Here is a 13323-nt window from a genome sequence, read left to right as displayed (position 1 = left end):
ACCTCGGCGGCAACGGCGCACCGCCGTCGGCCACGGCCGACGAGCAGGCGTGTCTCGCCGACGCGCTCGCCGACGGCCTCGCGGTCAGCCACCCCGGCTTCGGCAACGGCCGCGACCCGGCGCTGGTGCGCGGCTTGCTCCGGGGCATCGTCTTCGACCGCGGCGCGACGCCGCCGGCCGCCGACCCGACGGCGCCGGTGCCCGACAGCGCCGCCCCGACGTCACCGCTCGACCAGCGGCTCGCCGACCTGCGCAGCGTGCTGCCGCACACCACGGTGTCCACGACGACGAGCACGCTGCCGACCGCATCGTCCACGACGCTCACCGGCGGTCAGGTGCTCGGCAACGGACCGGTCGCCACGGGGCTCACCACCACGCACACCGGCGCGACCTACAGCCCGTCGCTCGACCTCGGCTCGCTGCTGCCGCCGCTGCCGTCCGTCCCCGACCTGCTCGCGCTGCTCGGCTCGATCCTGCAGTCGACGCTGTACCGGCTCTGCGCCGAGAGTGCGACCCAGCCGCTGAAGTGCTCGTTGCCGCAACCGATCGCGACGCCGATCCTCATGGACGTCGACGGCAACGGCCTGCCCGACGTGACCGGCACGCTGCTGCCGAACCTCGGCCCCAACGGTGGGGCTCAACTGCAGTTGAACGTCACCTCGCTGGTCTCGGCCAAGCCCGCGCATGTCTTCGCGCTCTTCACCCTGCCGGGCACCTACCGCCAGTTCGCCGTCGGCTTCGACGGACGCGGCTCGCGGCTCGGTGACTCGCAGACGGTGACCTTCATCCTCAACAGCATCCTGCGGGCGGTGCAGGGCGACATCGACACGACGATGAAGCTCGAGTACAGCAATCCCGGCCCGACAGCAGCGCTCACCGTCGACGTCGCGACGATCAACTCGTCCAACATCCTCGGCACGAACCCGACGCTCACCGACCCGATCCACGCGTCCATCGGCTTCAACCCGACACCGACGAAGTTCACCGTCGACGCGCGGCTGCAGAACACCTCGACACCCGAGGTGACCGTGCGGGTGCGGTCGACGGTGCCGACGGTGCTGACGGCGCACGCCGACATCGCCTCGACCGCCGCGCACACGCTCACGGCCGTCGACGCGCAGGTGACGAAGCTGCCGACCGACCTCACCGTCGACGTCAAGAACAACGGCAGCAACATCGTCGCCGACTACAACGCCAACGCGAAGATCGACGACCTCAAGCTGTCGGCGCGATCGGTGCCGGACACCAGCGACCTGACGACGTACTCGTTGCTCTCGGCGGACGCGACCCAGATCCCGGCGACGATGCACCTGGTCGTCACCAAGCCCTACGACGCCGTGCTCTCGACGGGGTCTCCGATCGGCGCGAGCCAGGTGTCGTTGCAGTCGGTGCGCGGCGGCGTGGTGCACTCGGAGATCTTCGGCTCGGTCGACCAGGTGCCGGCGAACGTGCACCTGCACGGCGACGTGAACGGCGCCGGCGACGACTTCACGGCCGCGTTCCAGTACACCGCCGACTCGTCGATCCCGAACGTGCACTTCCGTCTCTTCGACGATCAGGACCTGCACGCCTTCGTCGATACCACCGCGCAGCAGCTGCCGAAGTACCTGCAGGTGAGCGTCGCGAAGCACCCGCACGACAGCGAGGCGTCCTTCGACGCGCGCACCGCGCCGGGCGATGCGCCGGGCTCGTCGTCGGTCGGCCCCATCACGCTGAAGTACACCTCGACCGGCACACAGCTCGCCGACGCCGACCTGCCGAGCACCGACTACGTCGTGATGAAGGAGACGGCCGCCGACGTGCAGGCCGCGCTCAAGTACACCGGCCTCGCGCTGGTGCACTACGCGCTGCACGACGACGTCACCGCCGCCGACCACGACACCGTCTCGGCCGAACTGCGCAACGCGCAGTCGCGCAAGCTCACCCTCGTCGGCGATACGCCTGCGCTGTCGGTGAACTCGGTCGTCGACTCGCTGCCGGCCGACATGACCCTCGACTACGCGAAGGTCGGCACCGAGACCGACCTGCACTACCACGCGTCCTCGACGATCGACTCGATCACCGCGGCGGTGACGGAGAAGGCCGGCGCGCAGGCGTCCGTCGGTGCCTTCATCACCGGGGTGCCCGACGACATCGTGCTGAAGGCCGACCAGGTGGCGGGGCAGGTCGACTGGACGGCGTCGTCGACCGTCGCCTCGCTCGGGTTCAGCGGGCAGGCCGACGCGCTGGGACATCACTGGGTCGGTGGCGCGACCCTGTCCTCGGTGCCGAAGCACTGGCACCTGTCGTTCGCGCCGAACCAGTACGCCTTCACCGCCGGCACCGACACCCAGCCCGAGACGCTCGGGCTGCTCGCGGCGTCGCTCACCAACACCGGCACGGTGCCGACGGAGTCGGGCAACCACGCCCTCGCCGACTACGACGTCGCGAGCGGCGACCTGGACGCGAGCTTCACCATGTCCGCCGTGCACTCGTTCAGTTACACGCCCGACGCGAGCGGGTTCGTCGCCCACGCCGAGCTCGGCGGCCACCAGCCGTTCCACCTCAAGGGCACCGTGCAGTTGCCGGACGCGAACCCCGCGTCGACGCACGCCGACCGCATCGCCGCCGACGTGACGATCTCGCCGCTGCCGACGTCGATGACGTTCACGCAGCACGGGCAGGTGCTCGACTACACCTCCGACACCAGTCCCGACATCGACGCCTCGGTCGAGATCGGCCGCACCGACGCGGTGGCCGTGACGCCGGCGCCGCCGGTCGTGCGGGGCGTCTCGCTGCGCGACGGGCGTGCCTGCGACGCGGGCGGCTGCGCCACCGGCCTCAAGGGACACCTGTTCCTGCAGGGCTTCCCGAGCGAGCTGCACGCCGACCTGTCGAAGGTCGACTACTCGATCACGCACTACGCGCCGCCCGCCGCACACAACGAGTTCGACGCCGACGTCGCGCTCGTGAGCGACCCCGACCCGGGCAAGCACATCACCGCGACGCTGTCGCTCGGTGGCATCGACCCGACCGGCACGAACATGGAGATCGGGCCGATCACCACCACCCCCGGTCCGGTCGAGAAGTCCGAGACGACGACCGTGAAGTACACGGGCAACCACGCCGTCGGCCCGCTCGACGCGTCCGTCGTGTACGGCGACAAGACCGCCCGTGTCACGGTGAGCAACGTGCCGGCGACGATGACCTTCGCCGCCACGACGCGGCCGGACGGCATCGTCGTCACCGGCGACCTGCAGGACCCGATCGACCTCATCCAGGCGTTCTACAAGCCGACGGGTGCGGCGAACTGGGCGCTCACCGGGTCGCTGGCGCAGATCCCGCGGCACTTCTCGTTCAGTCAGCTCACCATCGGCGACCAGCCGTCGAGTGACCCGTGTGCGCCGCCGCCGCCGAAGCCGCCGGTGCCGACGGTCGACTACACGGCGAGCAACGACGACGGGAACCCGGTCACCGTCGACCCGCCCGCCGACACGCTCGACATCACCGCCGCGGTCGACCTCGGGCAGCTGAGCGGCAGCCTGTCCGGACGCGTCACGGCCGGCATCACCAACCTCGGCCACGAGACGCACGCGAGCTGGGACGGCACCGATCTCGTGCTCGACTCGACGCCGCGCACGGACTCGTTCGAGGTGCACGTGCCGAACGCCCAGGTGAAGATCAACCTGGACTTCGACACGTCGGCCCCCGACCCGTGCAACCCGTCGTCCGGGCACGACTTCATCTCGATCTCGGCCAACGGGCACGTGTACGTGACGGTCGACATCGCCGACGCGGGCATGACGCTCACCGACGTGCACCACATCGACCTGAAGCCCGGCTTCTCGAGCGGGATCACCGGTGACTTCGGCAGCTTCGGCCTCGGGTGGGGCGGCCTGCACGTGTCGATCGACGCGGCCGTGAACGTCGACCTGGACATCGACTTCGGTGGTGGCATCGAGGTGTCGCCCACGCTCGCGTCGCTCGCGGCGGTCATCCAGACCGACGTGCACGTCGACTTCGGCATCTACAGCCAGGAGCAGAACCGCATCCTGCACATCTTCCCGATCGTGCCGGTGCCGTGCAGTGTCGTGCCCCCGGGCGTGTACTTCATCGACGTCTTCCTGACACCGAAGCGGATCGCGACCGGCCACGACGGCTTCGAGGTCGACGGCACGCCGGGCTCGACGACGCAGTTCGTCGTCACGGCCAACCCGTTCGGGATCATCCCGGACGTCGTGCTCGACGGCGTGACGGGCCTGTTCACCAGCCCGTTCGACAAGGGGCTGGACGCAGGGTTCAACTGCAGCGCCTGACGTCCGACGTCCGCGGTGTGACGACGGGGCCGGTGGGTGGTGCCGCCGGCCCCGTCGCCCGTCCCCGTCTGGCACTGTGGACGCTGTGTTCGCCTCGCCCGATGACGTCGCCCGAGAGCTCGGCTCGGTCGGCTACCTGACCGACACCGCCACCGCAACGACGGTCTACCTCGCCGCCACGCTCGAGCGCCCGCTGCTCGTCGAGGGGCCGGCCGGGGTGGGCAAGACCGAGCTGGCGAAGGCGGTCGCCGTGGCGACGTCGGCCGAGCTGGTGCGGCTGCAGTGCTACGAGGGGCTCGACGAGGCCCGGGCGCTCTACGAATGGAATTACAAGAAGCAGCTGCTGCGCATCCAGGCCGCGTCGCCCGACCACTCGTGCGAGGAGACGCACGACGACATCTTCACCGACGAGTTCCTGCTCACCCGGCCGCTGCTGACGGCCATCCGGCGCACCGACCCGACCGTGCTGCTGATCGACGAGGCCGACAAGACCGACGTCGAGGTGGAGGCGATGCTGCTCGAGGTGCTCGCCGAGTTCCAGGTGACGATCCCGGAGCTGGGCACCGTAGTGGCCACCCGGCGGCCCTTCGTGGTGATCACCTCGAACGCGACCCGCGAGCTGTCCGAGGCGTTGAAGCGCCGGTGCCTCTACCTGTACCTCGACTACCCCTCGGCCGAGCGCGAGCGCGACATCGTGCTGTCGCGCGTGCCCGAGATCGAGCAGGGGCTGGCCGAGCAGCTCGTGCAGGTGGTCGCGACCCTGCGTGCGCTCGAGTTGAAGAAGGCGCCGGCGGTGTCGGAGACGATCGACTGGGCGCGCACGCTGCTCGCACTCGGCGTCGGTGAGCTGGACGACGCCACGACCGCCTCGACGCTCAACGTGGTGCTGAAACACCGCACCGATCTTGTGCGCGCGGCGAAGGAGCTGGGACTCGGCACCGCAGGTCTCGGCTCGTGAAGACGCCCTCGTCGCTGCTCGATCACCACATCGAGTTCGTCGAGGCGTTGCGCGCGGCCGGGCTGACCATCTCGCTGGCCGAGGCGCTGGACGCCGCACAGGCGGTCCAGCGTGCGCCGCTGGCCGACCGCGAGGTGCTGCGGGCGACCTATGCGGCGACGCTGGTGAAGCGCCAGCAGCACCGGCGCACGTTCGACGAGATGTTCGACCTCTACTTCCCGCGGGTGTGGGGCGCGGGTATGCGCGGCGATCAGGTGCGCGAGGCGCCGCTGCCGTGGGAGACCGACGACCCCGACCGTGTGCGGCTGCGTGCCGAGTTGCAACAGGCGTTGCGGTGGGGGGACGAGGAGGCGCTGGCCGACATCGCGCGCGAGGCGGTGGCGCGGCTCGGCGCGTTGCCGGGCACCGGTGCCGGGCCGGGCGGTGGCGGGCGCACGTCGTGGTCGCGCATGACCGTGCTCGACCGGCTGTCTCCACAGACGTTGATGAGCGCACTGCTCGAGGCGTTCCTCGGCGGCCAGCGCGGCGGCATGATGGAACAGGTGGCCCGGTCGACGATCAACGACCGCATCCGCCGCTTCGAGCAGTTGGTCGACGCCGACGTGCGGCGGCGCATGGCCGACGACCGCGACGTGGCGGCCGTGGCACGCACGGGGGTGCGGCGCAGCATCGAGGACGTCGCCTTCCTGTCTGCGACGCGGGCGGAGCTGGTCGAGCTGCGGCGCGAGATCCAGCCGCTGGCGCGACGCCTCGCCGCCCGGGTGGCCCAGCAGCAGCGTGCCGGACAGCGCGGGCAGCTCGACTTCCGCCGCACCATCCGCGCGTCGCTGTCGACCGGGGGAGTGCCGGTGACGACGCACCACCGGCCGCGGCGTCCGCACAAGACCGACCTCGTGATCATCTGCGACCTGTCGCAGTCGGTGACGACGTTCGCGCACTTCACGCTGCTGCTCGTCTACGCCCTGCGCGAGCAGTTCTCGCGGGTGCGCGCGTTCGGCTTCGTCGACGACCTGGACGAGATCACGCGGTTCTTCGCGCCCGGCGGCGACGTGCTCGAGTCGGTCGCGCGGTTGTCGTCGGAGGCCCGCGTGAACTGGCTGCTGGGCCGCACCGACTACGGCCGCGCCTTCGAGCTGTTCCGCGAGCGGTACCTCGACGCGCTCGGCACCCGCACCTCGCTGCTCGTGCTGGGCGATGCGCGCTCGAACTACGGCGATCCCGCGCTGCCCGTCTTCCGCGACCTGGTCGGCCGTGCCCGCCACACCTACTGGCTCAACCCCGAACGGCGTTCCGCCTGGGACACCGGTGACTCCGTCGCGTCCAAGTACGCCGCGATCGCCCCGATGCACGAGTGCCGCAACCTCACCCAGCTCAGCGAGTTCGTCAAGTCCCTCCCCGTCTGACCGGACCTCACCCGGCGCCCCGCGCTCCACCCCGCCCCGCATCCCCGCCGCCCAGAATCGTTGATCAACAGATCGCCACGGTCGTATGTGGTCGCCACGGTCTCTTGATCAAGGGCTTGTCCACAAGCTTCGATCGAGAGGTCCTCGATTGGGGCAGGGTGTGCCGCGTGCCGTCGCCGCGCCAGCTTCCTCGACTGCTCACACCGACGCGTGCGGTCGACCACGGCGTCACCCCGGCACGGACGCGCACGGAGCTCCGTCGCGGGAACTGGCAGCGACTGGCGCAGGGTGTGGTGCTGACCGATGCTCACGAACCGACCCGCGAGGACTGGGCCGAGACCGGCATCCTGCTCGGAGGACCTGGCGCGGGCGTCAGCGGCTGGGACGCCCTCGGCCACCTCGGTCCGCGCGCGGGGCCGGCGCCCGACCGGCCGGTGCTCGTGCTCACCCGCAGCGGTCGGTTGCGCACGGTCGGCGGCGTGCATCTGCGTCCCACGTCCAGGTCGTTCGAGACGTCCTACGCGCCTGGCCGTCGTCTGATCCGTCTTGCCCCGGCGGCGCGGGCTGTCGCCGACTTCGCACTGTGGTCGAACGATCCGCGGAAGGTTCGAGCCGCAGTGACGGCGTCGATCCAGCGTGGACGGGTCGGCGTAGCGGACCTGGTGCGGGAGTACGAGCAGGGTCCGCGGAACGGCAGTCATTGGTTGCGGCAGGCACTGAAGGATGCGATCGCCGGGGCGAAGTCGATCGCCGAAGCCGACGCGTCGCAACGAATGACAGCGGCGCGGGTGCCCACCTACGAGCTCAACGTGCCGGTACACAACGAATTCGGTGAACTGCTCTTCGAAGTGGACGTGCTCTGGCGCATGTTGCGGGCGGTGCTCGAGGTCGACAGCAGGGAGTACCACCTGGACGAAGCGGCCTGGCTGGCGACGATGGCCAAGCACAAGGCCCTGACCGTCCACGGCATCGCTCTCGTGCATGACGCGCCGTCCGTGATCAAGCGGCCGGGGTGGGGCGACGGTGTCCGCGAGTTCGTCCGGCGTCGGGCGGTCGAACTCGGATTGCCTGCGCCGAGCGGACGCGGCCCGTTCGTCCGTCCGCCGGGTGAAGCGCCGCCGCCGCTCGTGATCCCAGGTCTCCGGCGTCCAAAAGCCTTCATCAACTTGCGCTGAGCGTCGTATCTGGTCGAGAGCGTCTGTTGATCAAGGGGTTGCGGCGCGGCTACTTGCGGGGGGCGGAGGCGACGTGGCCGGTCTGGACGAGGCGGGCGCCGAGGCGGCGCGAGACGTACTTGCCCCGGCCGGGCGGCAGCGGTTCGAGCTTCGTCGAGCCGATGACGGCGCCCTCGTCCTTGCTGCCGCTGAGCAGGACGCCAGGGGTGCCCAGTTCCCGCAGGCGGCGCATGAGCGGCTCGAACATGCCCTGTCCGACGCCACCGGCCGAGCGGCTGACGATGAAGTGCAGGCCGATGTCGCGGGCCTGCGGCAGGAACTCGGCGAGGGACGGCACGGGGTTGCCCGCCGCACCCGCCACGAGGTCGTAGTCGTCGATCAGGACGAACAGGCGGGGCCCCGACCACGACGGCACCGTGCCGGCCTCCGGATCGACCACGATCTTCGCCAGCCGCTCGCGCAGCGCCGCCGCGATGTTCCCGACGATCTCGGACGCCGAGGTCGAATTGATGACGTAGCTGATCTGGTGCTCGCTGCGCACGGCGCCGAGCAGGCCGCGGCGGTAGTCGAAGGTGATGATCTTCGCTTCCTGCGGCGTCCAGCGGGTGGTGATCCCTTGCGCGAGCAGCCGCAGCAGGTTCGACTTGCCCGACTCGACGTCGCCCACGACGAGGAAGTGCGGCTCGGCGTCGAAGTCGGCGAAGACCGGCGACAGCGTCTCCTCGTCGAGGCCGAACGGGATCGCCGCCCCGGTCGTCGCCACGGCCGGCAGGTCGTCGGCCGGCAGGTCGGTCGGCAGCAGCCGCACCGGCGGGGCCTTCGGGCCGGCCCACGCACCGCTCACCCGGCCGACGAGGTCGGCGACGCCGTCGACGAGGTTCTCGGTCTGCGGATCGTGATCGATGCGCGGCAGCGCCGACAACCAGTGCAGCTTGTCGCGCTGCAGGCCGCGCCCGGGCGTGCGTTCGGGCACGTTGATCGCGACACGGCGGTCGATCTCCGACTCCGACGGGTCGCCGAGCCGCAGCTCGAGGCGGGTGCCGATGAGGTCCTTCAGCGCGGGCCGCACCTCGAGCCAGCGCTGCAACGAGATCACGACGTGCACGCCGAAGCTCAACCCGCGGATCGCGATCTGGGTGATGGCCGTCTCGAGGTCCTCGTGGTTCTGCCGCACGGTGCCCCAGCCGTCGACGACGAGGAAGACGTCGCCGAAGCCGTCGCCGGGCACCTGCCCCTGCGCACGCAAGCGGCGGTACGAGGCCATCGAGTCGATGCGCCTGGACGTGAACAGCTGCTCGCGTTCGTTGAGCAGCGCCGTCACCTCGGCGACGGTGCGGCGCAGTCGCTCGGGTTCGAGGCGCGTCGCCACCGACCCGACGTGCGGCAGGTCGGCGAGGCCGGTGAGCGTGCCGCCGCCGAAGTCGAGGCAGTAGAACTGCACGTCGGCGGCCGAGTGCGTCAGCGCGAGCGACGCGATCAGCGTGCGCAGCACCGTGCTCTTGCCGCTCTGCGGACCGCCCACGACGACGAAGTGCGAGCTCGCCAACTCGATCCACAATGGGTCGCGGCGCTGGTCGAACGGCTTGTCGACGAGACCGATCGGCACCGTGAGCGCCGGCACCTGCTCCCACTCGGCCGGTCGCAGCCGGTGATCGGTCTCGGTCAACGCCGGCAGCAGTTCGTCGAGCGTGGGCGGCACACCGAGCGGTGGCAGCCAGACCTCGCGCGCCGGCGTGCCGCGCCCCTGCAGTTGCGCGACGAGGATGTCCAGCAGGGTGTCCGCCGGCCCGGTGCTCGTCTCGTCGGCGGGTGGTGTGTCCGGCTCGGCGGCCGGTTCGGCGCGCGGCGCGAGATAGTAGAGCTGGTACGGCAGCACCCGGTTGCGGATCTCGTCGCCGAGCACGGGGCCCGCGCCTCGCGCCCGCGTGTACGGCCCCGACACGTAGGCGGCCTTGAAGCGCGTCAGCCCCTCCGTGCCCTGCTTGAGATAACCGTTGCCCGGCGCGCTCGGCAGCTCGTACGCGTCCGGCACCCCGAGCACGACGCGGCTCTCGAGCGCCGAGAAGGTGCGGAGGCCGACGCGGTAGGACAGGTGCGTGTCGAGCCCGCGCAGCTTGCCCTCCTCGAGCCGCTGCGACGCCAGCAGCAGATGCACGCCGAGCGAACGTCCGAGCCGGCCGATCATGACGAAGAGGTCGATGAAGTCGGGCTTCGCCGACAGCAGCTCGCTGAACTCGTCGACGACGATGAACAGCGACGGCATCGGCTCGAGCGCCGCGCCCTGCTCACGTGCCCGCTCGTAGTCGCGCAGCGAGGCGTAATTCCCGGCGGCGCGCAGGGCCTCCTGTCGGCGCACCATCTCGCCCTGGATCGCGTCCCGCATGCGGTCGACCAGGATGAGCTCGTCCTCGAGGTTCGTGATCACCGCCGACGTGTGCGGAAGCACGTCGAGACTGGCGAACGTCGCGCCGCCCTTGAAGTCGACGAGCACGAAGTTCAGGGTCTCGGACGAATGGGTGATGGCGAGTCCGAGCACGAGCGTGCGCAGCAGTTCCGACTTGCCGGAGCCCGTCGCGCCGATGACCAGCCCGTGCGGGCCCATGCCGCCCTGTGCCGACTCCTTGATGTCGAGATCTACGGGCTGCCCGTCCGCGCCGAGCCCGATCGGCACGCGCAGTCGGTCGCGCGGGGCGCGCGGTCGCCACGTCACCGCCGTGTCGACCTGGTACGGGTCGCCGAGCCGCAGCAGGTCGGGCAGCGTGAGGTCGATCGAGAACGCGTCGGTGGCGTCGGCGGCGGCGGACATCCGCATCGGCGCGAGCCGCCGCGCCAGCGTGTCCGCCTCGGCGACCGCCATGCGGTCGGCGGTGCCGATCGCGGTGCGCTGACTCTCGCCGCGGCGGTTGGCGCGCACCATGCTCAACGCGCGTTGAGCACCCACCTCGAGGCGGAGTACGCCCTCACCGGCGTCACGGCCCAGCGCGCCGGTGATGTCGAGCACCGTGACGCCCTCGACGAGGCCGGTGGCGAGCTGTGCGTCCGGCGTCACGCGGCCGCCGTCGAGGACGCGCACGAGGTGCGGTGTCGACTGGCCGCCGCTGCCGAACCGGGGGCGGGCCGTCAACTGTTCGCCGAACATCGCCTCGACGGCGACGAGATCGTCGCTGACCTGCCGCACCTGGCCGACGGCATCGTGGTCGAGCGCGCTCAACGCATGTGGAAGCCACTTCACCCAGTCCCACTGCGGCAGCACCGAACCCTCGGCGCAGACGGCGATGACGACGTCGTCGGGGGAGTGGAACGCGGCGAGCTGACCGAGCATCGCCCGTGCCAGCGCCCGCGCGTCGTCACGGTCACCGCCGAAGCTCACCCGCCCGAACGCGGGCAGCGACACCGCCACGGGCAGGTCCGGCACCTGGCTGTGCGTCCGCACGAACCGGCGCAGGGCGCCCGCGGACACCGGTTCCAGGTCCTCGATCGGCTTCGTCTCGGGCGGGACGAGGGTGACGGCCAGCTTCGCGGGCCCGCGCCCGACCCGGACGGAGAGGAAGTCGCCGTCACCGGCGCGCCGCTCCCACAGCCGGGTGCCGAGGGGCACCAGCCAGAGCGCCTCGGGCGACGGGTGGTGCCAGTTCGTGGCGGTGCGCTGCTGGTCGGACGCCTTGCGCACCCGCGCCCGCACCTGGCCGAGGTAGCGCTGGTAGTCGCGCCGGTCGCCGTCGAGCTTGCGGCGCTTCTCGGACGAGGCCCGCCCGACGTTGCTCAACGCCAGGCCGCCCATCGACACGACGAGCATGCCGCTGCCGAGGTAGGTGAGCGGGCTGCCGCCGCTGCCGGTGACGAGCAGCCCGGTCGCGCCGGCACCGGCGATGAGCGGCAGCAGTTGCAGTGCCTGCGCCGCGCCGCCGCCGGACACGCTCTCGGGCAGCTCCGGCGGCGGTTCGAGGACGATCTCGCCGCGTGGCTCGGGGGGCGGCGTGCGGCGTGGCGGGCGCGAGAAGATGACCGTTCCCACGGCACCTCCCAGCCGCTCGAATGTCCGCTATGGTGCCGCAACAACCCTCGTCTGAACAGTCGCTGGGAACGGAGCACGCCGATGACGTCCAGTGTCGTCGCGAACACGTGCCGGCTCACCGTCATGACCCAGCGTGTGCGGGTCGATCTCGCGGTGCCCTCGGGCCTGCCGGTCTCCGAGCTCATCGCGATCATCGTCGGACGGCTCGGCCCCGAGTTCGCCGACGAGGGCGCGGCGCAGGGCGGCCTGGTCATCCAGCGCACCGGCGAGGCGCCGCTCGACCCCGGCGTCACGCTCGCCGCAGCGGGCATCCGTGACGGCGAGCTGCTGCACCTTCGGCGGCGATCCGACCAGTTGCCCGAAGTGGCGTTCGACGACGTCCTCGACGCGGTCGGCGAGGGGGTGCTGCACCGCACGCCGCGCTGGCAGCCCGCGTCCACCCGGACCGCGCTGCTCGTCTCGGCCGGCGTCGTGCTCGGCGCCGCGACGATCGCGCTGCTGCTCGCCGGACCCGGCTGGCTGCCCTCCCTGCTCGCCGCTGCGGTGCTCGCGGTCGTCCTGTTGCTCGTCGCCACGCAGCTCGCCCGCGGTGACCGCCTGCCCGGTGCGGCCGTCGTGGCGGCGTCGTTCGCGATCGTGCACGCCTTCGTCGCCGGACTTGTTGCTACCGGCAAGCATCGCGAGCTGGCCGACTTCGGCGCGCTGCAACTGTTGCCCGCCGCCGCCGCCGCGGTCTTCGTCGCGGTCGTGGCCGTGTTGCTGATCGGCACGGCCGTGCCGGGGTTCATCGCCGTCATCGGCGCGGGCGCCCTCACCGCGGTCGGTGCAGCCGTCGCCCGCTGGACGGACCTCGACGCCGCAGGCACCGCAGGACTGGTCGCCGGCATCGCGCTCGTCGTGGCGCCGGTGCTGCCCATGACGTCGTTCCGGCTCGCCCGGCTGCCGCTGCCCCTCGTGCCCACGTCCGCGGCCGACCTGCGCGCCGACATCGGACGCATCGACTCGGCCGTCATCCTCGGCCGGACGCTGCGCGCCGACCAGTACCTCACCGGCCTGTCGGCGGCGGTCGCGGTCGTGCTCGGCGGTGCCGGGGTCGTGCTCAGCACGGCGCACGGCTCGGCGCCCTGGCTCACCGTCGTGATCGCCCTGGTCTGCCTGCTGCGGGCCCGCGTGTTCGGCCGTCGCGCCCAACGCTGGCCGCTGATCGGCGCGGGCCTCGCCACCGGGCTCGCGCTGGTGCTCGTCGAGACGTCACGGCAGACCTCGCCGGGCGCGGTCGTCGGCTTCGCCGGCGGTGCCGCTGCGGTCGCGGTCGTGCTGCTGCTGGCCGCGGCGGTCGTGCCCGGACGCCGCTCGTCGCCGCCCGTCGCCCGCTCGGCCGATGTCCTCGAGGCGTTGCTGGTGCTCGCCGTCATCCCGCTCGCGCTCGCGGTGATGGGCGTCTACGGCACGATCGAGAACCTCGTCGGCTGAGGCG

General features: G+C 71.4%; 6 protein-coding genes. 5 read left to right on the top strand and 1 reads right to left on the bottom strand.

Annotated features, from left to right (window positions below):
* From ACTHMS_RS07745 to ACTHMS_RS07730, 4 genes are all read left to right on the top strand, one after another.
* Positions 1-4295, top strand: a 4295-nt coding sequence (locus tag ACTHMS_RS07745) for a hypothetical protein (RefSeq protein ID WP_440306087.1), incomplete at its 5' end; no start/stop codon positions are given.
* An 85-nt stretch (positions 4296-4380) separates the two neighbouring features.
* On the top strand, positions 4381-5253 hold the full coding sequence (locus ACTHMS_RS07740; RefSeq protein ID WP_440306086.1) for an AAA family ATPase: 873 nt from the start codon (positions 4381-4383) through the stop codon (positions 5251-5253).
* Positions 5250-6656 (top strand): vWA domain-containing protein, encoded by a 1407-nt coding sequence (locus ACTHMS_RS07735; RefSeq protein WP_440306085.1) that lies wholly within the window; start codon positions 5250-5252, stop codon positions 6654-6656. Before ACTHMS_RS07740 ends, ACTHMS_RS07735 begins: the two co-directional genes overlap by 4 nt.
* A 434-nt stretch (positions 6657-7090) precedes the next feature.
* The gene (locus ACTHMS_RS07730) at positions 7091-7831 is read left to right on the top strand and encodes a hypothetical protein (protein ID WP_440306084.1); all 741 of its coding nucleotides are present in this window, start codon (positions 7091-7093) and stop codon (positions 7829-7831) included.
* Positions 7832-7880: 49 nt separating this feature from the next.
* Here ACTHMS_RS07730 and eccCa read toward each other — a convergent pair whose 3' ends face one another.
* Positions 7881-11846: a type VII secretion protein EccCa gene (gene eccCa / locus ACTHMS_RS07725; RefSeq protein WP_440306083.1), complete on the bottom strand. Its 3966-nt coding sequence runs from the start codon at positions 11844-11846 to the stop codon at positions 7881-7883.
* A gap of 81 nt (positions 11847-11927) precedes the next feature.
* On the opposite strand from eccCa, the gene eccD reads away from it, so the two are divergent.
* Positions 11928-13319, top strand: coding sequence for a type VII secretion integral membrane protein EccD (eccD, locus tag ACTHMS_RS07720; protein ID WP_440306082.1), 1392 nt, complete (start codon positions 11928-11930; stop codon positions 13317-13319).
* Positions 13320-13323: the final 4 nt, after the last annotated feature.

The organism is Jatrophihabitans sp. (assembly GCF_051960575.1).
GTDB lineage: Bacteria > Actinomycetota > Actinomycetes > Mycobacteriales > Jatrophihabitantaceae > JBQCEE01.
Note: the sequence above shows the minus strand (reverse complement) of the source record. Positions and strands in the feature narration are given on the sequence as shown.

Excerpts from the sequence above, each read along its gene's own strand:
- eccD (WP_440306082.1), top strand. The coding sequence starts at position 11,928 with ATGACGTCCAGTGTCGTCGCGAACACGTGCCGGCTCACCGTCATGACC.